21 protein-coding genes and 2 pseudogenes are annotated in these 20,824 nt (G+C 68.8%); 18 read left to right on the top strand and 5 right to left on the bottom strand.

Going from position 1 to position 20,824, the window contains the following annotated elements; translation table 11 throughout:
* Positions 1–314: 314 nt before the first annotated feature.
* From ACZ6BB_RS21035 to ACZ6BB_RS21020, 4 genes are all read left to right on the top strand, one after another.
* Complete coding sequence (locus ACZ6BB_RS21035) at positions 315–1,826, top strand: DEAD/DEAH box helicase (RefSeq protein ID WP_471616999.1); 1,512 nt, start codon at positions 315–317, stop codon at positions 1,824–1,826.
* A gap of 52 nt (positions 1,827–1,878) precedes the next feature.
* The gene (locus tag ACZ6BB_RS21030; protein ID WP_471616671.1) at positions 1,879–2,286 is read left to right on the top strand and encodes a CBS domain-containing protein; all 408 of its coding nucleotides are present in this window, start codon (positions 1,879–1,881) and stop codon (positions 2,284–2,286) included.
* Positions 2,287–2,338: 52 nt separating this feature from the next.
* On the top strand, positions 2,339–2,650 hold the full coding sequence (locus ACZ6BB_RS21025; RefSeq protein ID WP_471616670.1) for an SCO5918 family protein: 312 nt from the start codon (positions 2,339–2,341) through the stop codon (positions 2,648–2,650).
* 196 nt (positions 2,651–2,846) lie between these two features.
* Entirely contained in the window at positions 2,847–3,458 is a 612-nt protein-coding gene (locus tag ACZ6BB_RS21020; RefSeq protein WP_471616669.1) for a hypothetical protein, read from the top strand.
* 259 nt (positions 3,459–3,717) lie between these two features.
* On the opposite strand, the gene ACZ6BB_RS21015 is transcribed toward ACZ6BB_RS21020, so the two are convergent.
* Both ACZ6BB_RS21015 and ACZ6BB_RS21010 read right to left on the bottom strand, forming a co-directional pair.
* The gene (locus ACZ6BB_RS21015; RefSeq protein WP_471616668.1) at positions 3,718–4,182 is read right to left on the bottom strand and encodes a hypothetical protein; all 465 of its coding nucleotides are present in this window, start codon (positions 4,180–4,182) and stop codon (positions 3,718–3,720) included.
* 408 nt (positions 4,183–4,590) lie between these two features.
* A complete protein-coding gene (locus ACZ6BB_RS21010) occupies positions 4,591–5,028 on the bottom strand; it encodes an Lrp/AsnC family transcriptional regulator (RefSeq protein ID WP_471616667.1) in 438 nt (145 codons plus the stop codon).
* Positions 5,029–5,209: 181 nt separating this feature from the next.
* Between ACZ6BB_RS21010 and ACZ6BB_RS21005 the strand changes: the two genes are divergently transcribed.
* The gene (locus ACZ6BB_RS21005; protein ID WP_471616666.1) at positions 5,210–6,484 is read left to right on the top strand and encodes an ArgE/DapE family deacylase; all 1,275 of its coding nucleotides are present in this window, start codon (positions 5,210–5,212) and stop codon (positions 6,482–6,484) included.
* A gap of 76 nt (positions 6,485–6,560) precedes the next feature.
* On the opposite strand, the gene ACZ6BB_RS21000 is transcribed toward ACZ6BB_RS21005, so the two are convergent.
* Entirely contained in the window at positions 6,561–6,731 is a 171-nt protein-coding gene (locus ACZ6BB_RS21000; RefSeq protein WP_045562163.1) for a DUF5670 family protein, read from the bottom strand.
* A gap of 1,108 nt (positions 6,732–7,839) precedes the next feature.
* Here ACZ6BB_RS21000 and ACZ6BB_RS20995 point away from each other — a divergent pair.
* Positions 7,840–8,379 (top strand): TetR family transcriptional regulator, encoded by a 540-nt coding sequence (locus tag ACZ6BB_RS20995; protein ID WP_471616665.1) that lies wholly within the window; start codon positions 7,840–7,842, stop codon positions 8,377–8,379.
* A gap of 8 nt (positions 8,380–8,387) precedes the next feature.
* Here ACZ6BB_RS20995 and ACZ6BB_RS20990 read toward each other — a convergent pair whose 3' ends face one another.
* Together ACZ6BB_RS20990 and ACZ6BB_RS20985 are read right to left on the bottom strand one after the other, a co-directional pair.
* On the bottom strand, positions 8,388–9,014 hold the full coding sequence (locus ACZ6BB_RS20990) for a ScbR family autoregulator-binding transcription factor (RefSeq protein ID WP_471616664.1): 627 nt from the start codon (positions 9,012–9,014) through the stop codon (positions 8,388–8,390).
* 73 nt (positions 9,015–9,087) lie between these two features.
* The gene (locus ACZ6BB_RS20985) at positions 9,088–9,903 is read right to left on the bottom strand and encodes a response regulator transcription factor (protein WP_471616663.1); all 816 of its coding nucleotides are present in this window, start codon (positions 9,901–9,903) and stop codon (positions 9,088–9,090) included.
* A 277-nt stretch (positions 9,904–10,180) separates the two neighbouring features.
* Between ACZ6BB_RS20985 and ACZ6BB_RS20980 the strand changes: the two genes are divergently transcribed.
* The 12 genes and pseudogenes from ACZ6BB_RS20980 to ACZ6BB_RS20925 all read left to right on the top strand — a co-directional run bounded on the left by ACZ6BB_RS20980 (position 10,181) and on the right by ACZ6BB_RS20925 (position 20,824).
* Complete coding sequence (locus ACZ6BB_RS20980; RefSeq protein WP_471616662.1) at positions 10,181–11,203, top strand: ScbA/BarX family gamma-butyrolactone biosynthesis protein; 1,023 nt, start codon at positions 10,181–10,183, stop codon at positions 11,201–11,203.
* Entirely contained in the window at positions 11,200–12,120 is a 921-nt protein-coding gene (locus ACZ6BB_RS20975; RefSeq protein ID WP_471616998.1) for an NAD-dependent epimerase/dehydratase family protein, read from the top strand. The genes ACZ6BB_RS20980 and ACZ6BB_RS20975 overlap by 4 nt, the downstream gene beginning before the upstream one ends.
* Before the next feature lie 94 nt (positions 12,121–12,214).
* Positions 12,215–12,711: pseudogene (locus tag ACZ6BB_RS20970) on the top strand (biotin carboxylase N-terminal domain-containing protein); the annotation flags it as partial.
* Between the two features lies 1 nt (position 12,712).
* Positions 12,713–12,940: pseudogene (locus ACZ6BB_RS20965) on the top strand (transposase); the annotation flags it as partial.
* An 845-nt stretch (positions 12,941–13,785) separates the two neighbouring features.
* Entirely contained in the window at positions 13,786–15,261 is a 1,476-nt protein-coding gene (locus ACZ6BB_RS20960) for an FAD-dependent monooxygenase (protein ID WP_471616661.1), read from the top strand.
* A 230-nt stretch (positions 15,262–15,491) separates the two neighbouring features.
* On the top strand, positions 15,492–15,623 hold the full coding sequence (locus ACZ6BB_RS20955) for a hypothetical protein (RefSeq protein WP_471616660.1): 132 nt from the start codon (positions 15,492–15,494) through the stop codon (positions 15,621–15,623).
* Between the two features lie 37 nt (positions 15,624–15,660).
* Positions 15,661–15,990 (top strand): TcmI family type II polyketide cyclase, encoded by a 330-nt coding sequence (locus ACZ6BB_RS20950; RefSeq protein WP_471616659.1) that lies wholly within the window; start codon positions 15,661–15,663, stop codon positions 15,988–15,990.
* Complete coding sequence (locus tag ACZ6BB_RS20945; RefSeq protein WP_471616658.1) at positions 15,947–17,296, top strand: beta-ketoacyl-[acyl-carrier-protein] synthase family protein; 1,350 nt, start codon at positions 15,947–15,949, stop codon at positions 17,294–17,296. The genes ACZ6BB_RS20950 and ACZ6BB_RS20945 overlap by 44 nt, the downstream gene beginning before the upstream one ends.
* The gene (locus ACZ6BB_RS20940) at positions 17,293–18,510 is read left to right on the top strand and encodes a ketosynthase chain-length factor (RefSeq protein WP_471616657.1); all 1,218 of its coding nucleotides are present in this window, start codon (positions 17,293–17,295) and stop codon (positions 18,508–18,510) included. Before ACZ6BB_RS20945 ends, ACZ6BB_RS20940 begins: the two co-directional genes overlap by 4 nt.
* A gap of 100 nt (positions 18,511–18,610) precedes the next feature.
* Positions 18,611–18,880, top strand: a complete 270-nt coding sequence (locus tag ACZ6BB_RS20935) for an acyl carrier protein (RefSeq protein ID WP_471616656.1) — start codon at positions 18,611–18,613, stop codon at positions 18,878–18,880.
* A 141-nt stretch (positions 18,881–19,021) separates the two neighbouring features.
* Positions 19,022–19,807, top strand: a complete 786-nt coding sequence (fabG, locus tag ACZ6BB_RS20930; protein ID WP_471616655.1) for a 3-oxoacyl-ACP reductase FabG — start codon at positions 19,022–19,024, stop codon at positions 19,805–19,807.
* A 72-nt stretch (positions 19,808–19,879) separates the two neighbouring features.
* On the top strand, positions 19,880–20,824 hold the full coding sequence (locus tag ACZ6BB_RS20925) for an aromatase/cyclase (RefSeq protein WP_471616654.1): 945 nt from the start codon (positions 19,880–19,882) through the stop codon (positions 20,822–20,824).

Below are 20,824 nucleotides of genomic sequence, written 5' to 3'. Positions count from 1 at the left end.
CACTTCGTAGCTGGGGCCCGCATCCCTCGGGGTGCGGGCCCCAGCTACGGACATGCCCCGCAGTGGTGCGACCTGCGGGACGAGAGGCGTCCGTGGTCCCTCGTCCAGGGACACGCGCCTGGTCCTGGTGCGCAACCGGTAGGCGTCCGGGATTCACGTCCTTATGGTGCCAGAGATTCCGTCGATGCAATCCGCGCCAGATCTGCCGCACTCCTAATTCTTTTCGCATTCAATTCGGTCCGTTCTTGCGATTCTCCGCGCTGCTTCTGCTGCGGGAATTCCTTGATACGTGCCGTATCAAGGAAGGGTTCTCGATGAACTCCGCACGTACGAATACTCGTTCTTCCCGCCGCAGCCGTGGCGACGGCACCGCTTTCGGCGCCGGCGGCGGTTCGAGGCGGGGCGGCCGTTTCGGATCGTCCGCCCCGAGCCGTTCCGGGGGTCCGAGCCGTTCGGGCGGCTACGGCCGGCGGCCCGCAGTGGTCCAGGGCGAGTTCGCCCTGCCGGAGACGATCACTCCCGCACTCCCCGCGGTCGAAACCTTCGCCGACCTCGACATGCCCAAGCCACTGCTGGCGGCGCTGACCGCGCAAGGCGTGAGCGTCCCGTTCCCGATCCAAAGCGCGACCCTGCCCAACACCCTCGCGGGTCGCGACGCCCTGGGACGCGGGCGCACCGGCTCCGGCAAGACCCTCGCTTTCGGCCTGGCCCTGCTGGCCCGCACCGCCGGACAGCGCGCCGAGCCGCGCCAGCCGCTGGCCCTGATCCTCGTCCCCACGCGTGAGCTGGCCCAGCAGGTGACCGACGCCCTCACCCCCTACGCCCGCTCGGTGCACCTGCGTCTCGCCACAGTCGTGGGAGGAATGTCGATCGGCAGGCAGGCCAATGCGCTTCGCAGTGGAGCCGAGGTCGTCGTCGCGACGCCGGGCCGTCTCAAGGACCTCATCGACCGCGGGGAGTGCCGGCTGAACCAGGTCGCGATCACCGTCCTGGACGAGGCGGACCAGATGGCCGACATGGGCTTCATGCCCCAGGTCACCGCGCTCCTGGACCAGGTCCGCCCCGAGGGCCAGCGGATGCTGTTCTCCGCCACCCTCGACCGTAACGTCGACCGCCTGGTCCGCCGCTATCTCGTCGACCCGGTCGTCCACTCCGTCGACCCGTCCGCGAATACGGTCAGCACGATGGAGCACCACGTGCTGCACGTCCACGGCGCGGACAAGAACTGGACGACGACGCAGATCGCGGCGCGCGAAGGCCGGGTGATCATGTTCCTGGACACCAAGCACGCCGTAGACCGGTTGACGCAGGACCTGCTGAACAGCGGGGTGCGGGCTGCCTCCCTGCACGGCGGCAAGTCACAGCCGCAGCGCACCCGCACCCTGACCCAGTTCAAGACCGGGCACGTCACCGTGCTCGTGGCCACGAACGTCGCCGCCCGCGGCATCCACGTCGACAACCTCGACCTCGTCGTCAACGTCGACCCGCCGACCGACCACAAGGACTACCTGCACCGCGGTGGCCGCACCGCCCGCGCCGGCGAGTCCGGCAGCGTCGTCACCCTGGTCACCCCCAACCAGCGCCGCGACATGACCCGCCTCATGGCCGCCGCGGGCATCACGCCCCAGACCACGCAGGTCCGCTCCGGCGAGGAGGCACTCGGCCGGATCACCGGCGCCCGGACACCTTCCGGCATCCCGGTGACGATCACCGCGCCGGTCACCGAGCGGCGTCAGCGCAGCACGTCGTCCTCACGCGGCCGACGCAGCCCCGCCTCGTCCGCCCGGCGCAGGACCCGGCAGTCCTCGCTCGACCCGGCGGCGTAAAGACTTCGTGTTCAGGTCCAGGAAGCCGGCCCACCTTCGGAGGAGACACGTTTTGACGATGGTTCAGATGCAGCTTCGTTCGACGGGCGCCGCCGCCCCCGTGCCCAGGACGGTGGCCGATGTCATGGAAACCGCCGGACCGCAGGTCTGCGACGACATGACCGTCGAGGTGGCCCTGTCCGTCATGGCGAGCGCCCGCACCGGGCACCTGCTCGTCTGCGACGACGACGGCGTGTGCACCGGACTCGTCACCCGGGCCCAGCTCACCGCCGTCCTCGACAGCTCGGTGTACACGGACCGGGTCCAGCTGCGGGACATCCTCGTCGACCCGGGGCCCTTCGCCTCCCCTGTGACCACGATGGCCGAAGCCGAGCACGCGATGCGCTACCGGCGCCTCGTTGCCCTGCCCGTGGTCGACGAACACGGCAACGCCCTGGGTGTCCTCGCCCTGGCCGGCTGACGGCCTCGACCGTGACAGAACCATCCCCTCGTCCTTCTCCCTGTGAGGCATCATGCGCTGTGTCATCGCCCGCTTCCCCTTCGACCTCACCAAGAGCGGCGTCCTGGAATCGATGAAGGGCGTCAAGCCCGAGGAAGTCGTCGGGGCGTCCGTGACCATCGGTCGTCGCACCTACCCCGTCAAGCAGGTCGGCCAGGTCATCACCCGCCAGGACCGCCGCGACTTCAGCGCCGGTGAGGTCCTGCGGGCCATGACCGAGCTCGGCTTCACCTGCCGCGACCTCTCCCGGGCTGCCGCACCCGAGCGCATTGTCAGCCCGTTGCAAAAAGCCTCCGCCATGCTCGGGGCCCCCGCGGCAGTCTGACCGACATACAGGTGTGAGCCGCCGTCGCCATCAGAACCGGCGGCCACCCCGCGCAGGTCAAGTCTGTCGTGGTCGTTCAGTACACGCGCAAGGATGGGGACGGGAGGCATGACGCCGTCCGTGGACAGAAGATCGGCGTCATCAACGCCTTCTCCCGCAACCAGCCACAGAACAAGTGCCCCGCATGGGTGAACCAGTGATCGATTCCGAAGACCGGGAGCAGCAGGCGGCTGTCAGCCGCCTGCTGCTGTACTACCTCAACGCGCCCATCGCTGAGGGCTGCCGCCTGCGCGGGGTCCTGCCCGCCCCAGGCGCCGTCCGGATCGCCGTCCATGCCGGAGACGACGAGGACGGCACGACCTTCCTGTACGAGATCCCGAACGACACCGTCGCGCCCTACTACATCCCCGGCATCCTTCGCACCGTCCTGGCCGGCACCCAGCTCTACAGCAGCAGCGACATCAGCGAAGCCATGGGGATGACCGTCATCCGCCTCCGTCCCACGGAGCTCACCCCGGACCCAGAACCCGAACAGGGCCAGGCACTCACCGTCCTGCGCGCCCTGTCGGACCCCGATGACGAGGAGAACCCCTTCGTGATCGGGTTTCTGCTGCTGGGCCGCAGCCTGTTGCGCCTGTACGTGCAGCGTCCTGATCTCCCGGGCGTCATCGGCGTCGACACCCGCCTCACGGGTACGCCCACCGCGCTGATCGCCTCTCTGCCGAGCCTCATCGAAGAAGAGCAGCACCAGTGCCCGGCCCCCGACGACCCGCACTGCGATCTCCTGGTGGACCTGACCGGCCGGTAGAACATCCGAGCCGCACCTGGCACTTGATCCCACCGGGGTCACCATCGACGGCGACATGGCCTTCACGTGCCGGGTGTTCTCCGGTGGCAACGGGGCCTCACCAGCGCGAGGTTCTCCGGCGGCAGCGTGTTCTTCGGCGGTGCGACGTTCTCCTGCAGCAGCATGGACGTCGAGGTGTCGATACCGGCCCTGTTCCGAGGGCAGGCGGCACCCCGGTGCCATCCGGGTGAGCCTGCGCGCCGACTGGCTCTCTCCTGGTTCATGAAGGCTCAGGGCGAGTCAGATCATGGGGACGGGCTCGGTGGCCGACGGGGTGAGGGTCGATGACACTCGCTCGACGCTGCGGCAGTAGGGCAGGCCCTCCAGCGGCTTGCCGGCGAGGAAACGGGTGATCGCCGTCGGACTGGGCGGCCTGGATGAGGGTCGTCAGGGCCGCGCCGGCGCGGTCCTCGTCGGCCTTGTCGTCCGGGACGGCACCCAGCGTCTGAGTGGCGGCCTTCACGGCATGGTTGGTCGCCACCTCCTCGGTGAGCCGGGTCAGGAACCCGGTGACCTCGTCCCACGCGCGGGCTCCCGACGCGACGCGCGCACAGGCGGCCTCGGCGTCGGCGGCCACCTGCGCGACGAACTCCTCGACGACGGCCGCCACCAGGTCGGTCTTGGTGGGGAAGTGGCGGTACAGGGTCTCCGGGTCGGCCAGCGCGTGAGCGCCTTCGGAGAGCACGGCTCACGTGCGCCGTCACCGGCGAACTCTGGCGTACGCGTGTGCCCTCGCGTCTGAGGACGGCGTGCAGGCGCGGTGAGCCGTAGGTTTCGCTGGACTCCGTGTGGACTCCTTGATCCGCTCGGCCGGTTCGGCGTCGCGGCGTCGCCGTTCGCACGGTTCCTTCTCCGCGCGGCGTCGGTGCATGCCGAGGCCGACGGCCAGCTCCTTGATCTGCGGCTTCGGCTCGGTGATGCGATACGTCCGTACCGGACGCTCACGCAACTCGGGCGAGTATTTCCGGGGTGCAGCCATGGTCACAGGCGCTATGAAGGGCGGCACGGCAGTGTCATCGGGCCCGGCCTGTGTCACAGTCGCACTGGGCGGTTGCCGCGACCTCGTTGCTTGCGGCGGACTTGGGGCGTGTGGTCACGACCGAGGCCGGTTGAGCAGTCGGGAGAGCACGATGACGCTCTCGGTCCGGTCGACGGGGGCGGTGGCGCGTACCCGTTGGATGGCCAGTTCCAGATGGGTGATGTCTCTGGCAAGCATGTGGAGCACTGCGTCGGCTGCTCCGGAGACGGTGCAGGCTTCGACGACTTCGGGAATGTCTTCCAGGGCTTGGCGCAGCTGGGCGGGGGTGGGGTTGCCCGTGCAGTAGACCTCGACGAATGCCTCGGTGTGCCAGGCCAGCGCCTGAGGGTCGACGAGAGCGGTGAATCCACGGATCGCGCCCGTGGCCACCAGGCGGTCGAGACGCCGTTTCGCGGCGGGAGCGGACAAGCCTGCTGCCTGGCCGATCTCGGCGTACGTGGAGCGGGCGTTGCGCAGCACGCAGCGGATGATCGATTCGTCGATGGTGTCCACGACTTCGCTCCAGACGTCAGCAGGCGCAGCAAGGGCACAGCAGGGGCGCAACAAATAACTATATGAAGGTCGATATTGCAAGAAATCAATAGAAGATTGCATTGAATGGCGATTGTTTGCGTCCTGTCGCAACCGTAGCCTCCGGCTTGTCCTGATGTCATATGCCGGGAGAGCGTTTTCGATGACAGCACACGTGAGCGGCAGGGAAGCGTCCGCGCTGGCCGCAGTGGACGAGGAGGGCATCGCCCGGATCTTGCAGGACCTTCTCAGCGTCCCCAGCGTGACGGGGAGCGCCGCGGAGTCCGAGTTGCAGCACATCCTGGCCCGCCACCTGGAGCGGTTGGATCTCGATGTCGACCTGTGGTCCATGAACCTGCCCGAGTTGCGTGTGCACCCCCGGTTCCCGGGCGGCGAAGCCCCGCGTACGGAGGCGTGGGGCTTGGTGGGCGGCACGCGGCAGCAGGGCGACGGGCCGATCCTGGTCCTTCAGGGGCATGTCGACGTCGTTCCTCCCGGGGACATGGCGCAATGGGAGGGAGACCCCTTCCGGCCTCGGGTCGGCGCAGACGTAGTGCATGGCCGCGGAGCATGCGACATGAAGGCGGGTGTGGTGGCGATACTCGCCGCCCTGGCCGCGATACGGCGGGCGGGCGCGAAGCTGCGTGGCCAGGTGTCCGCGCACTTCGTTGTCAGCGAGGAGGACGGAGGACTCGGAGCGTTCGGCACCCTCCAACGCGGCCACACCGGTGATGCCTGCATCATCACGGAACCGACCAGCGGCGCCCTCATGACCGCGAACGCCGGCGCCCTTACTTTCCGCATCGAGGTACCCGGTCGCGCCACCCACGGCAGCACCAGATACGCGGGCATGAGCGCCGTCGACGCCTACCTGCCCATCCACCGCGCGCTCGCCCGTCTCGAAGCCCGCCGCAACACCGACGCCGATGCCCTGATGGCCGAATACCCCATTCCGTACCCGTTGTCCGTGGGGACCGTCCGGGCCGGCGACTGGGCCAGCAGTGTGCCCGACCTGCTGGTGGCCGAGGGAAGACTGGGTGTCCGGCTGGGCGAGGATCCGGTCCGGGCGCGCACCGAACTGGAGGTGTGCGTGGCCGAAGCCTGCGCTGTCGATCCGTGGCTGCGCTCTCACCCCGCCGTGGTGACGTGGCCCGGAGGTCAGTTCGCCAGCGGACGGCTGCCCGCCGGACACCCGCTCGCAGCCCTGGTCGGCGACGCGCACGCCGACGTCACCGGCGGCCCACGACCGCCGGAGCGAGGCGCTCCCTACGGCAGCGACCTGCGATTGTACGCAGGGGCGGGCATCCCCACGCTGCAGTACGGCCCCGGCGACGTACGCCTCGCGCACGGCCCGCAGGAACAGGTCCGCGTCAGCGAAATCGTCACCGTCACCCGGGCACTGGTGCTCGCCACGCTGCGTGCAGTCGGCACCGAGTAGAACCGCCAACACCCCGGGAACTGCCTGTGGGCCCCGGACGTATCCGGGGCCCACAGGCATGCCGCTGCTTGGCGGATTACCAGCGATACCAGCGTCCCCTGCGGCCGCCTGCGTCCGCGGAGCGCATGACGAAGCCGAGCAGCCAGACGACCAGCACGATGACGGCGATCCACCACAGTGCCTTGAGCGCGAAGCCCGCGCCGAAGAGGATCAGAGCCAGCAGAAGAACGAGAAGCAGGGGAACCATAGTTATCAACCTCCGTCGCTCCTCGTGCCCGGCGAATGCAAGAACACACGGTCGATTTCCTTGGTTTCTCCACTGCTCTTGCGGGCACTCAACCCAGTTCCTCAATGGCGTTCCCCTCACCACCGGGTGGGCGGTTGTCGGTTCAGCCGAGTTCCACGCAGGGTGGCCGCAGGACCGAGTACGGGACACGGCGGCCCCGCTACCGCCACCCCGGTCGGCGCAGCCTGGTGACCGGACGGCGGGGCATTGGCATCGACGGCCCTGGGGTGTCTCCTTCCGCTGCGCGCCGGTCTGCGCGGGGCGGCGGCGTCGCATCCTCGAATCGGCTGCGGCACCCTCCTTTGGTGCCCGTCCTCGCCTGCACGGCCATGAAGAGCGTGGGCGCGGTGACCCCTCGGCTCGCGATCAAGTACGGAGGCGTGCTCCTGCAACAGGACACGTGAGCCCGGGTGAGGCCATGACTGCCGGGCCGGGCCGGGCGCAGCGGTGGGCGGCGGGGCCACGCGCCGCTGGTGTTGAGCGGGGCTGCGGACACGGGCCGTGCGGGTTGCTCAGGACGACTCAGGGGCGGAGGCGGCAGTCTTCTTGGTCAAAATGGGTTCCAGGTGGCGGGCCTGCGTCTGCTCTCGGAGGGGCTGAGACGCTGTTGTCCTTCCGGTGGTGAGCGCTGCGTGGCCTTGCTTCCCGAGGACGTACCGAGGTGCTCTCGCCTCAGCGGCCGAAGACCGGAGGGCTTGCGAGGCGAGTGCCCGTCCTGCGAAAGCTGGGGCATCTTCACCCCGGTATGCCCGGGGCGGACGGCGCCGGGACTCTGCCGCTGAAAATATCAGTGGATACAGACCTGTCTGATTGGCGCGGGCCAAATTTCGCTTTGGCGCGCCCAGGGGCTCCGGCGCCAGACGAGTATCGGCAAGGCAGCGCCTGTTAAAGAGAACGTCGGGATTGAGCCCGATCTCGACGACTGCCTTGTCAGCAGAAGCAGGCAAGGTTGTATGCTTTCCCTATTGATGCACCCCCCCCGTAAGCCCCCGTGCCCCTGTGCGTAAGGGGGGTGCAGTGAGGAAGAAGCGGGAAGTTGATGGAGAAGCAGTCCGAAGGTACCCGACAGATGCTCATCCATGCCGCGGCGTCCCTCATAGCCAACGGCCAGCCGGCCGACGCCGGACTCGTGAACATCTGCCGTGTCGCAGGGGTGAGCCGGGGCGCGCTCTACCACCATTTCCACTCCGTCGCGGAACTGGTGGGGGAGGTGCACGCGCAGGCCCGGGTCCGTGTCGAGGCATTGGCCGGCGAGGCGTTCCAAGGGGGCGCGGCCGAAGCCCCGGAGAAGTTCAGCACCGATCTGGGCGTGACCCTGCGCGAGGACCAACTGGTCCGTGCGGGCATCCAGGTCGCGGCCGACGGTACGAGCGGGCCGCCGCGGCTGCGTGAGGAGGCGCTGACGCGGCTGCGTGAGCGGATCGCCGCTAGCGCCCCCGAAGGTGCTGACATGCACTGCCTCGCAGACCTCGCCGTGGTGGTCACCGCCGGCCTCGAGTCGCTCGGCCACGCCGACGACTACTGGTGGGACCCCAAGACGGCAGAACACGTCTGGGGTCTGCTCAAGCCCTTGTTCTCCGTGGCGGGTTGGGCCCGGCAGCGAGATTGAACCGGTTGTCAGTCGGCCCTGTCGGTCCGTTGCTGCGGCGGAGCGACCCGAAGGTGGCCGATCATGCCGGGGCTGACAAGCCCCGGCAGCAGGAACCGCCACATGATGCTGACGCGTTCGGGCAGATCCTTCCGGCCGGTCTGCACCCTTGACAGCACCTGTATCCCGGTGAACGTGCCATTGATCATCTCGGCGGCCTCCAGCAGTTCGACGCCGGGCAGGAGTTCGCCCTGCTCCTTCGCCTGGGCCAACAGCTCTCGTACGGCCATGCTGGACTGTTGATACGGGGCGGCCGCCGCGCCTCGCAGGGAGGACTGCTCCACCGCCAGGCGTACGCAGGCGCGCAGCATCGGGTCACGTTGGAGCTGGAAGGCATAGGCGAAGGTGAGGTCGATGACGGCCTGCATCTTCGTTGACTGCGCGGGTATCTCGAGGGCTTCGCGGTGCGTAGTGAGCAGCGCGACGGCGATGGCTTCCTTGGAAGGGAAGTGGTGGTACAGGGCCCCGCGGGTCAGTCCTGACCGTTCGAGGATCTCGGTGGTGCTCGCCGAGTCGTAGCCGCGCTCGTCGAAGACCTCCGCGGCCGCTTTCAAGAGCAGTTTCCGGGACCTGATCCCACGTTCCTGCTGTCTCATGCCTCGGGTCCTCACATAGAAATATACCGACTTATCTGCATCATAGGCCCGCTCGTCGGGGCGGACGGCGTGCTCAAGGATGGCCGAGCCGGAAGCCGACACCGCGGACTGTGATGATCCAACTGCTGGAACCGAGCTTGCCCCGCAGGCTGCTGACGTGGGTATCGATCGTACGCCCCCGCTGTGACCAGGTGTCTCCCCAGATCTGTGCCATCAACTGCCGACGCGAGACGATGGAACCGGGGTGCGTGGCGAGGAGGTGCAGCAGGTCGAACTCCTTGCGGGTCAGTTCCACCGGGTCGCCCTCCAGGGTGACTTGGCGCGTGGTGGTATCGATGTGCAGCGGTCCCTGGGAGATGGCTCGAGCCGCTTCCGCGCGAGGCCCGGACCGCCGCATCACCGCCTCGATGCGGGCCAGGAGTTCACGGAAGCCGTACGGCTTGACCAGGTAGTCGTCCGAGCCGGCCTGGAGGCCGAGCACCCGGTCGAGCTCACTGCCGCGTGCGGTGACGGTGATGATCGGTGTGTCGCTGACGGCTCGGATGCCGCGGCAGACCTCAAGACCGTCCAGGTCGGGCAGGTCGAGGTCAAGTAACACCAGGTCGGCGTGGTGATGGACGCGCAGGGCCTCGCCGCCGGTGTTCGCGCGCTCGGCGTGGTGGCCCTGCCGCATCAGCCCTTGAACCAGGGTGTCGGCGGCGGCTGTCTCGTTCTCGACGACCAGGACATGCAGGTTCTTGTGCTCGGCGTTGGGAGTCCAAGTGGGGCGAGGCGCGGGTGCAGTGGTGTGCCGCGGCGAGGGGTTCGCGGGGTGGTGCCCTTCCCTGCGATGAGGCCGGAGCTGGTCTATGGCCTGCTGGTTCATCGGGTTCTCCTGGGTGACAGGCATGACGTCGAGGGTTGTCGGAGCGTGACGCAGCCCCAACATACCAAACAGACTTGTCTGATTGTAAGGGAGTGTACAACTTATGTACCTGCCCCCGGGGTCCGCCAGGAGACGGGGGCGTTGGGGCGGATCTTCGGTGGAAGGGTTTGCGCCACAGTAAAATCTTTCCCTTGATTTTTCGAGCAGACATGTCTGTACTTGCCGAGTCAAGCATCGAGCCGAAGGGGGACGGCGATGTTGAGTGCTCTCCCCTGCCCACAACAGCTCAGGAGGGGCACGCATGCAGACGCAGGCCTTAGCAGTGCACGAGCCCGGCGGGAAGATCGAGGTCCACAGCCCGAGCGGCGATCCGGGGCTCACCACCACGGTGCCGCGCGAGTTCGTCCACCGTGCCGCGGTCGCGGAAGTACTGCTCACCGGCTGGGAGGCGGTTCCGCAGCCGGAAGGGCGGTCCGAGTGCTTCATGGTCAGAGCGCAGTGGCCCCGAGGGCACTCTCTCTTTGCTCAGTCCGGCGGGTACCAGGACACGATGCTCCTGGTCGAGTCGGTCCGCCAAGTAGGAGCACTGCTGGCTCACGCCGAGTACGCGGTGCCGTTCGACCATCAGTTCATGATGCGGGACATGGCGATAACCGCAACCCCAGACCTCCTCCTCGCGACTCCGACGCCGGCTGAGGTCGAACTGCGCACGGAATGCCGTGAGGTGGTCCGCCGGGGTGGGAACCTCGCCGACATGCGGTATGTGGTGACCGCGCTGCTCGGGGGCACGGCCCTGGCCACCGCATCGGCGTCCTTCAAGTGCATCAACCCGGCCGTCTACCGGAGACTGCGCAGCGACCGGCCCACGGGTACGACGCAGGTGGCCGGCGCGCCTGTCGACCCGGCGAGGGTTGGACGGTGCAACGCCGAGAACGTAGTGCTCACCGAGGATATGGCTGTGGTCGACGGCCACCGCTCCTGGGGGCTGCGCGTCGACAGCACGCACCCGATCTTCTTCGACCATCCTGTCGACCACATCCCCGGCATGATGCTTCTGGAGGCGGCCCGACAGGCCGCGTACGCGGTCACCGGCCGGCCCGACAAGCTCGTCACCGGCATCAGCGGCATCTTCACGCGCTATGCCGAACTCGACGCGCCGTGCCGTATAGAAGCGATCCAGGGAGTGTCCGTCGCCGGTGAGACGCCCGTGCGGGTAACAGGCGTGCAGGACGGCGAGTCGGTATTCACCGCCGACATCACGCTGAGCACGACGAACCGCTGCCCTCCGGAGCAGCCGAGAGGTGCCTGGTGCACACTGTCATGATCACGGGCGCGGCCGGGTTCGTGGGCCGGCACGTCGCTGCGGAGGCCGCCCGTCGAGGAGCAGCCCTGAAGTTGCTGTCACACCGCCGTTCTCCGCCCCGATCCGGCCCTCGCCCGGTGCGGTTGGTGCAGGCCGACCTCGCGAACCCACACTCACTGCGCGGGGTCTGTGAAGGCGTCGACGTACTGCTGCACTGCGCCTCGCAGATCGGGGGGACACCTGAGGCCAACGACATCGTCAATGCCCGGGGGACTGCCGAGCTGGTCGCCGACGCCCGACGTGCCGGAGTGTCCCGCGTCGTGTATCTCAGTACCGCCGCCGTCTACGGCCGCGGCACCTACCGTAGCGCTTGCCACTCGCAACTCGAACGCAGACCGCAGTCACCGACGTCACGGTCGCGGGTGGCGGCCGAGGACAGCGTGCTGGCCGCCGGAGGCATCGTGCTACGTCCGTACCTCGTATACGGGCGTGGTGACCAGTGGGTCATCCCCGGGCTCGCCCGACTGCTGCGGGCCATCCCCGGCCGGCCGACGGGCTGGGACGCCAGACTCTCCGTCATCTCGGTGGCCGAACTCGCGGCACTCGTGGTGGGAGTCGGGCTTGCTCCGGGCGAGAAGCTGTCGGCTTCCGTGTATCACGCGGCGCATCCCACCCCGGTCCCGGCGACGGAGTTGCTGCGCGCGGTGGCCGACTGCGTGGGCCTTTCTCCGGCCCCGCCAGCGATCACTCCCGCAGAGGCCCGCGCCGAGTTGCGCGACGACAGGGAAGCTTCGCACGCGCTGGACATGGTGGCCACGGACCACTGGTTCGACAGCAAGCGGATCTGGAGCGACGTGGGGCGCGCGGCGCCGGGCCCGGCATGGGACGTGGACTTCCCCAGGTTGCGCGAGTGGTACGCGGGCCGGTCGGCCGACTGAGCAGTGCGCGGAGCCGCGGCATCCGCGCGCATCACGGCGATTCGCCCGGTCCTCGGACCTCCGGGGTGCCGATCGTCGGGAGAGTCGATCCATCGTGGGCAAGGTGCTCATCGCCAGCCGTGGCGAACTAGCTGTCCGTGTGGCCCGGGCGTGCCGGGATCGCGAGCACTGCCGTCTGCGCCGACCTCGACCGGGACGCTCTGCACGTCCGCACTGCAGATGCGGCGTTCGCCCTGGGCGGTGACACTCCGGACACCAGCGATCTGGACATCGACAAGGTCCTCAGGGCCGCGCGCGAGTCCGGGGCGGACGCGGTCGCCGCGGGCTACGGCTTCCCCTCGGAGAACCCGGAGTTCGCCCGGGCGGTCCTGGACGCGGGTCTGATCTGGATCGGCCCGCCCCCGCAGGCGATCCGTGACCTGGGTGACAAGGTGGCGGCCCGTCACATCGCCCAGCGCGCCGGCGCGACGCTGGTCGCGGGCACGCCCGATCCCGTCTCGGGAGCCGAGGAGGTCGTGGCGTTCGCCCGGGAGCACGGTCTGCCGGTTGCGATCAAGGCGGCCTTCGGTGGCGGGCGGCCGCGGCCTGAAGTCCGAGCCCCGTGGACCGGGGTGAGCCCGGTTCCAGGATGCACGTCCTGTCCGACGCGAACGGACTGCCCCTGCGCGTCGGACTCTCCGCGGCCAACACCCACGACAGCCAGGCCCTCAAGCCGATGCTGTCCCATTTCCACATGGGACACGAATCCCACGCGACCGATTCCAGGCTCCGGCGCCTTCACGCCGACAAGGTATACGACGTGCCTCACCTGAGGCGATGGTGATGGGGCAAACGCACGCCATGTAGGAAACGGTCCAAGAACTGAGGCGTCAAGGGGCCGGGCCCAGCTGACCCTTTCCTGGGTGATGAACCAGTGCACCCTGCTTCCCCGGCGACGGGATTACCGGCCTCAATGCCTTCCGGAATTTGGACGAGAACGACTCGTGGTCTTCTGTCACATTTCCGATGGTGCGTGCGGGGAAACCGGTGGATGACCCTCCGGTTGTATGGAACTCGCATTCTCCTCGGCCGAGTGACACCAGCCGTGCCGAACCGGCGTTCGCGCCTGTGGTCACCCGGCGGCCCGTCCCCGGCTCGAGCGCCCTCCCGGCATCCCTCGTCGACTGGCTGCCTCCTGGGGGTCGTACGGCCTTGCCGGCCAGGCGCCGCTGCCCCGCGCCCGGCCCTGCCGACGGACTCACGACGCAGGCATCCCGCGCCCACGCTCGCGCACGCTACGTCACTGAGGCAGTACTGATGGTAGTCCCGTGCCGCACCGCAACCCAACTCCTGGCTCCGGTCCCGGTCTCTTCAGCAACGGCAAAGCTGATTACGAGGCTTGGTGCGGGCGACCTGAGAAACACGGTATGGGCCGCCGTGCCCGGCACGGAGTTTGCAAGCCTCTGACGCTCTTCGCACATGCTCTTTTCCCTCATGTAGCTGCCTGGCGGAACATTGCGGAAACCTGAACAGCGAAGCCTTGAAGTTCCATTCTCCGGCGAAGAGGCTCGCTACTAGCTTCCGCTGCTCTGTCTTGAGCCGCACGTGGTTCGGCATTTGTGTGCCATCGATATGCCGATGCTCCAACCCTTTGACGCAACCCCTGAGATGGCCGAGGAGAGGTACATGGACGCCACAGTTATAGTCGTGGGCGCAGGTCCCGCCGGAATCGTGCTGGCCGGTGAACTACGGCTCGCGGGAGTCGACGTCATCGTCCTGGAGCGTCTGGAGAAGCGCACCGGGGAATCCCGCGGCCTGGGCTTCACCGCGCGCACCATGGAGGTCTTCGACCAGCGCGGCATCCTGTCCCGGTTCGGCGAGATCGAGACCAGCAACCAGGGCCACTTCGGCGGGCTGCCGATCGACTTCGGCGTGTTGGAAGGCGCGTGGCAGGCGGCCAAGACCGTTCCGCAGTCCGTGACCGAGACGCACCTGGAGGAGTGGGCCACCAGCCTGGGCGCCGACATCCGCCGCGGCCACGAGGTCACCTCCCTGACCGACGACGGCGCCGGTGTCACCGTCGAGGTCCGCGGCCCTCAGGGTGAACAGACGCTCCGCGCCGACTACCTGGTGGGCTGCGACGGCGGCCGCAGCCTGGTCCGCAAGGCCGCCGGCTTCGACTTCCCCGGCACCGCCGCGACCATGGAGATGTTCCTCGCCGACATCAAGGGCGTCGAGCTGCAGCCGCGCATGATCGGCGAGACGCTGCCCGGCGGCATGGTCATGGTCGGCCCGCTGCCCGGCGGGATCACCCGCATCATCGTCTGCGAGCGCGGCACCCCGCCGCAGCGCCGGGAGGCCCCGCCGAGCTGGCACGAGGTTGCCGACGCCTGGAAGCGGCTCACCGGCGAGGACATATCGCACGCCGAGCCGGTCTGGGTCAGCTCCTTCGGTGACGCCACCCGCCAGGTCACCGAGTACCGACGCGGCCGCGTCATCCTGGCTGGCGACTCCGCTCACATCCATCTGCCCGCCGGCGGCCAGGGGATGAACACCAGCATCCAGGACGCGGTAAACCTGGGCTGGAAGCTCGCCGCCGTAGTCAACGGCACGGCCACGCAGGACCTCCTCGACACCTACCACAGTGAGCGTCACGCGGTCGGCAAGCGGCTCTTGATGAACACCCAGGCCCAGGGCCTGCTGTTCCTGAGCGGCCCCGAGGTGCAGCCGTTGCGTGACGTACTGACCGAACTCATCGGATACGAAGAGGTAGCCAAGCACCTCGCCGCCATGGTGAGTGGCCTGGAGATCCGCTACGACGTCGGCACCGGCGAGCACCCGCTGCTCGGCAGCCGCATGCCGCATCTGGAGCTGACGACCGCCAAGCGCACCACGTCCAGCACCGAACTGCTGCACTCCGCCCGCGGCGTGCTCCTCGACCTCACCGACAATCCGCGTCTGCGCGCCCGTGCCGCCGACTGGTCCGACCGGGTCGACATCGTCACCGCCGAACCGGGCGAGGTGTCTGCGACCAGCGGGCTCCGCGACACCACGGCCGTCCTGATCCGTCCTGACGGCTATGTCGCCTGGGCCGCACCCGGTTCCCACCACGACCTGCCGATGGCGCTGGAGCGCTGGTTCGGCGAGCCCCTCGGCGGCTGAGCACCGAGCGCGCGGAGGCCGAACCCTTCCGGTGCGGGCCCAGCCGATGGACCAGCACGTGAATCGAGAGGAGAACCGAATGGCTACGCAGGCAACCGTCGAGCGTGTCCAAGCCGGTCCGGCGGAAGAGCGCCGGGAGGTCGCGAGCCGGCCCGCAGGCTGCAGCGCCTCGCCGACGCGCGTCTGCTCGACATCCCTGACCCCGACCACGTGGCCGGACCTTCGTCCAGTTGGTCGCCGCGGGCGTCGTGCAGCGCTCGTTCCACGGCGCCCTGCCGCTCGCGGACTTCGCGACCGACGCACCGACCACCGCCGGGGTGGCGGACTTCGTCCGGCTGTTCAGCCCGAGGCCGCTGCGATGACCCACGAAGAGCTCCCGTCACGGAAGAGAGAGAAGACATGCACAGCACCCTGATCGTGGCCCGGATGGACGTGGAGTCCAGCGTCGAAGTGGCCCGGCTGTTCAGCGAGTTCGACCGGACCGAGATGCCGCATCGCATGGGCACCCGGCGCCGCCAGCTGTTCTCGTACCAAGGCCTGTACTTCCACTTGCAGGACTTCGACGGCGAGAACGGCGGCGAGCTGATCGAGGAGGCCAAGACGGACCCGCGGTTCGTGCAGATCAGCCAGGACCTCAAGCCGTTCATCGAGGCGTACGCCCCTGCGACCTGGCGCTCGCCCGCCGATGCCATGGCCACGCGCTTCTACAACTGGACGGCCGCTCAGTGAAGCCGTCCTCCGCCGACACGATGGGAGGCCACCGCTAGTGGGCCGCCGGGTAGTAATCACAGGAGTGGGAGTGCTCGCGCCGGGCGGTATCGGCGTCAAGGACTTCTGGAGTCTGCTGAGCGAAGGACGCACTGCGACCAGGGGGATCACCTTCTTCGACCCCTCCTCCTTCCGTTCCAGAGTCGCGGCCGAGGCCGACTTCGACCCCTCCCTGCACGGTCTGACTCCGCAGGAGATCCGCCGCATGGACCGTGCCGCACAGTTCGCCGTGGTCACCGCGCGTGAGGCCCTGGCCGACAGCGGACTCGATCTCGCCGGCTTCGACCCGCACCGAGCCGGAGTCACCATCGGCAGCGCGGTCGGCGCCACCACCGGACTCGACGACGAGTACCGCGTGGTCAGCGACGCAGGCGCACTCGACCTGGTCGACCACACCTACGCGCCGCAGCACCTCTACAACTACTTCGTGCCCAGCTCCTTCTCGGCCGAGGTGGCCTGGGCGGTCGGCGCCGAGGGCCCGGCCACGGTGGTGTCCACCGGCTGCACCTCCGGCCTCGACTCGGTCGGCCACGCCGTCGAGCTGATCCGCGAGGGCACCGCCGACGTGATGATCGCCGGCGCGACGGACGCCCCGATCTCGCCGATCACCATGGCGTGCTTCGACGCGATCAAGGCCACCACGCCGCGCAACGACGACCCCGAGCACGCCTCACGGCCCTTCGACGGCACCCGCAACGGCTTCGTGCTGGGAGAGGGCAGCGCCGTCTTCGTCCTGGAGGAGCTGGCGAGCGCACAGCGGCGGGGGGCACACATCTACGCCGAGATCGCCGGCTACGCCTCGCGCTGCAACGCCTTTCACATGACAGGTCTGCGCCCGGACGGACGCGAGATGTCCGAAGCCATCAACGTCGCCCTCGGCGAGGCACGGATGAACGGCGATCAGATCGACTACATCAACGCACACGGCTCCGGCACCAAGCAGAACGACAGGCACGAGACCGCCGCGTTCAAGCTGAGCCTCGGCGACCACGCGTACCGCACACCGGTGAGCTCCATCAAGTCGATGGTGGGCCACTCGCTCGGCGCGATCGGCTCCATCGAGATCGCCGCGTCCGTCCTGGCGATGGAGCACCACGTGGTGCCACCCACCGCGAACCTGCACACGCCCGACCCCGAGTGCGATCTGGACTACGTGCCGCTCACCGCGCGTGAGCAGCGGACCGACGCGATCCTGACCGTCGGCAGCGGATTCGGCGGGTTCCAGAGCGCGATGGTGCTGGCCCGACCCGAGAGGAGCGCGGCATGAGCGCCCGGACAGTCATCACCGGCATCGGCGTCGCGACGGCCAACGGACTCGGCGTGGACGAGTTCTGGGCCGCCACGAGGGTCGGCAAGAACGCCATCGGCCGCGTCACCCGCTTCGACCCCTCGTCCTACCCCGCGCGGCTGGCCGGCGAGATCCGTGGCTTCGAGGTCTCGGAGCACCTGCCCAGCCGGCTCATCCCGCAGACCGACCGGATGACCCAGCTCGCCCTGGTCGCCGCCGACTGCGCCTTCGAGGACGCGGGGGTCGAGCCCGGCAACATCCCGGAGTTCGACATGGGCGTCGTCACCGCCTCCACCTCGGGCGGTTTCGAGTTCGGCCAGAACGAGCTGAAGAAGTTGTGGAGCCAGGGCAGCCAGTACGTCAGCGCGTACCAGTCCTTCGCCTGGTTCTACGCCGTCAACAGCGGCCAGATCTCCATCCGTAACGGCATGAAAGGCCCCAGCGGTGTGGTCGTCAGCGACCACGCAGGCGGCCTCGACGCCATCGCCCAGGCGCGCCGTCAGATCCGCAAGGGCAGCAAGCTGATCTTCTCCGGCGGCTTCGACGCCTCGATCTGTCCCTGGGGCTGGGTCGCCCAGGTCGCCGGCGGGCGGCTCTCCACCAGCGACGAACCCGAGCGCGCCTATCTGCCCTTCGACGCGGACGCGAACGGTTATGTGCCGGGCGAGGGCGGTGCGCTCCTCATCCTTGAGGACCTGCGGACCGCCCGCGAGCGGGGCGCTCAGAACATCTACGGCGAGGTCGCCGGTTACGGCTCGACCTTCGACCCGAAGCCCGGAAGCGGCCGTGAGCCGGGGCTGCGCCGCGCGATCGAGGTGGCGCTCGCCGACGCCGGCGTCCAGGCCGGTGACGTCGACGTGGTTTTCGCCGACGCCGCCGGCAGCCCGGATCTGGACCGTCAGGAGGCCGACGCGCTCACCGCGGTCTTCGGGCCGTCCGGGGTCCCGGTCACCGCGCCCAAGACGATGATCGGCCGCCTCTACTCCGGCTCCGCCCCGGTCGACGTCGTCTCCGCCGTCCTGACGATCCGCGAGGGTCTGATCCCGCCGACCACCAATGTCGAGCTGTCGCCCGAGTACGACCTCGACCTGGTGACGGGCCAGCCCCGCACCGCGTCGGTGCGCACCGCCCTGGTGCTTGCCCGCGGTGTCGGTGGCTTCAACTCCGCCGTCGTCGTCCGCGCAGCCGACTGACCTTCCGTCCGTCCCCGCCGCCCGTCCAGTTGCCCGGGCGACGGGTACTTCACCGCTCCGCACCCGTGCAGCCGGTGCGGCAACCAAGAAAGGGACCCCTATGTCCGAGCAGGAATTCACCATCACGGCCCTCAAGCGCATTCTGCTCGAGGGCGCCGGTGCCGACGAGGGCGTCGACCTCGACGGCGACATCCTCGACACGGACTTCGAGGAGCTGGGCTACGAGTCCCTCGCTCTCCTGGAGACCGGTGGGCGAATAGAGCGCGAGTACGGCATATCCCTCGACGACGACATCTTCACCGACAACCGCACGCCGCGGGCCCTGGTGGCAGCGATCAACGCCCACCTCAAGGGTCTCGTCGCCCCCTGACGGGCAGGGTCCCCGGCCCGCCCGGAGGCCCGCCCGGAGGCCCGCCCGGAGGCTCGCACGTACCCGCCGTCACGGCTGCCGCGCCGGAGCCGGCCCGGCGGGCGCGTACGCCAAACCCCTTCGCTCATGGAGAACTGACACATGTCGCAGCAGGACAACAGGGTCGCCCTCGTCACGGGTGGCACCAGCGGAATCGGGCTCGCCGTCGCCCGGCTTCTGGCCCGCCAGAACCACCGGGTGTTCATCGGCGCCCGCAGTGCCGACAACGTCGGCGAGACCGTCAAACAGCTTCGGGACGAGGGACTCGACGTCGACGGCACCACGCTCGACGTCCGCTCGACGGACGACGCCCGCGTGTTCGTGCAGGCCGCGGTCGACCGCTTCGGCACCGTCGACGTGCTGGTCAACAACGCGGGGCGCAGTGGTGGCGGGGTCACCGCCGACATCACCGACGAACTGTGGGACGACGTCATCGACACCAACCTCAACAGCGTCTTCCGGCTGACCCGCGAGGTGCTCACCACCGGCGGACTGCGCGCCAAGGACCGCGGCCGCATCATCAACATCGCCTCCACCGCAGGCAAGCAGGGTGTCGTCCTCGGCGCCCCCTACTCGGCCTCCAAGCACGGCGTCGTCGGCTTCACCAAGGCCCTCGGCAACGAGCTGGCCCCGACCGGCATCACCGTGAACGCGGTGTGCCCCGGTTATGTCGAGACGCCGATGGCGCAGCGGGTCCGCCAGGGCTACGCGGCCGCGTACGACACCACCGAGGAGGCGATCCACGACAAGTTCCGGTCGAAGATTCCGCTCGGCCGTTACTCGACTCCCGAGGAAGTGGCGGGTCTGGTCGGCTATCTCGCCTCCGACACCGCCGCCTCCATCACCTCGCAGGCCCTCAACGTCTGCGGTGGCCTCGGCAACTTCTGAGCCGAACGGGGCCGAGCACACACGTCCGGCCCGCCCGCCCGAACCCGATCCCCGAAACCGAGGAGCAACAGCATGTCGCAGCCCGGCCTGCGTGAGGTGGAGCACGAGATCACGGTCGCCGCTCCGGCCGCCGCCGTGTACCGGCTGATCGCGGACGTACGCAACTGGCCGCGGATCTTCCCGCCGACCATCTACGTCGAACGTGAGGCCCAGGGCGAGGGCACCGAGCGCATCCGCATCTGGGCCACCGCCAACGGCGAGGCCAAGAACTGGACTTCGCACCGAACCCTGGACCTGGAGCAGCTGCGGATCACCTTCCGCCAGGAGGTCTCCGCACCCCCCGTCGCCGCCATGGGCGGCACTTGGATCATCGAGCCCGTCTCCGCGGGGGAGTCCCGGGTCCGGCTCCTGCACGACTACCGGGCCATCGACGACGACCCCAGGAGCCTGGAGTGGATCGACGAGGCGGTCGACCGCAACTCCCGCTCCGAGCTGGCCGCACTGAAGAACAACGTCGAGGCCGCGCACGCCGCCGAGGACCTGACCTTCTCGTTCGAGGACACGGTCCAGGTCAACGGATCGGCCAAGGACGTCTTCGACTTCATCAACGACGCGCAGGCCTGGCCCGAGCGGCTGCCGCACGTGGCCACCGTCCGCTTCGAGGAGTCCACCCCCGGCCTGCAGGAGCTGGAGATGGACACGCGCGCCAAGGACGGGTCGGTGCACACCACCAAGTCGTACCGGGTGACCTTCCCGCACGAGAAGATCGCCTACAAGCAGGTGACACTGCCGGCGCTGATGACCCTGCACACCGGCTACTGGACCTTCGCCGAGAACGACGCGGGCGTCGCCGCCTCCTCCCAGCACACCGTCACGATCAACACCGACAACATCACCAGGATCCTCGGCCCCGACGCGACCGTTGAGCACGCCAAGGAGTACGTCAGGAGCGCCCTGTCCACCAACAGCCGCGCGACCCTGGGGCACGCCAAGGACTACGCGGAAGCGCGGGCCTGA

This window comes from Streptomyces sp. NPDC041108, from assembly GCF_055592645.1.
This window is presented reverse-complemented; position numbering and strand designations above follow the sequence as displayed.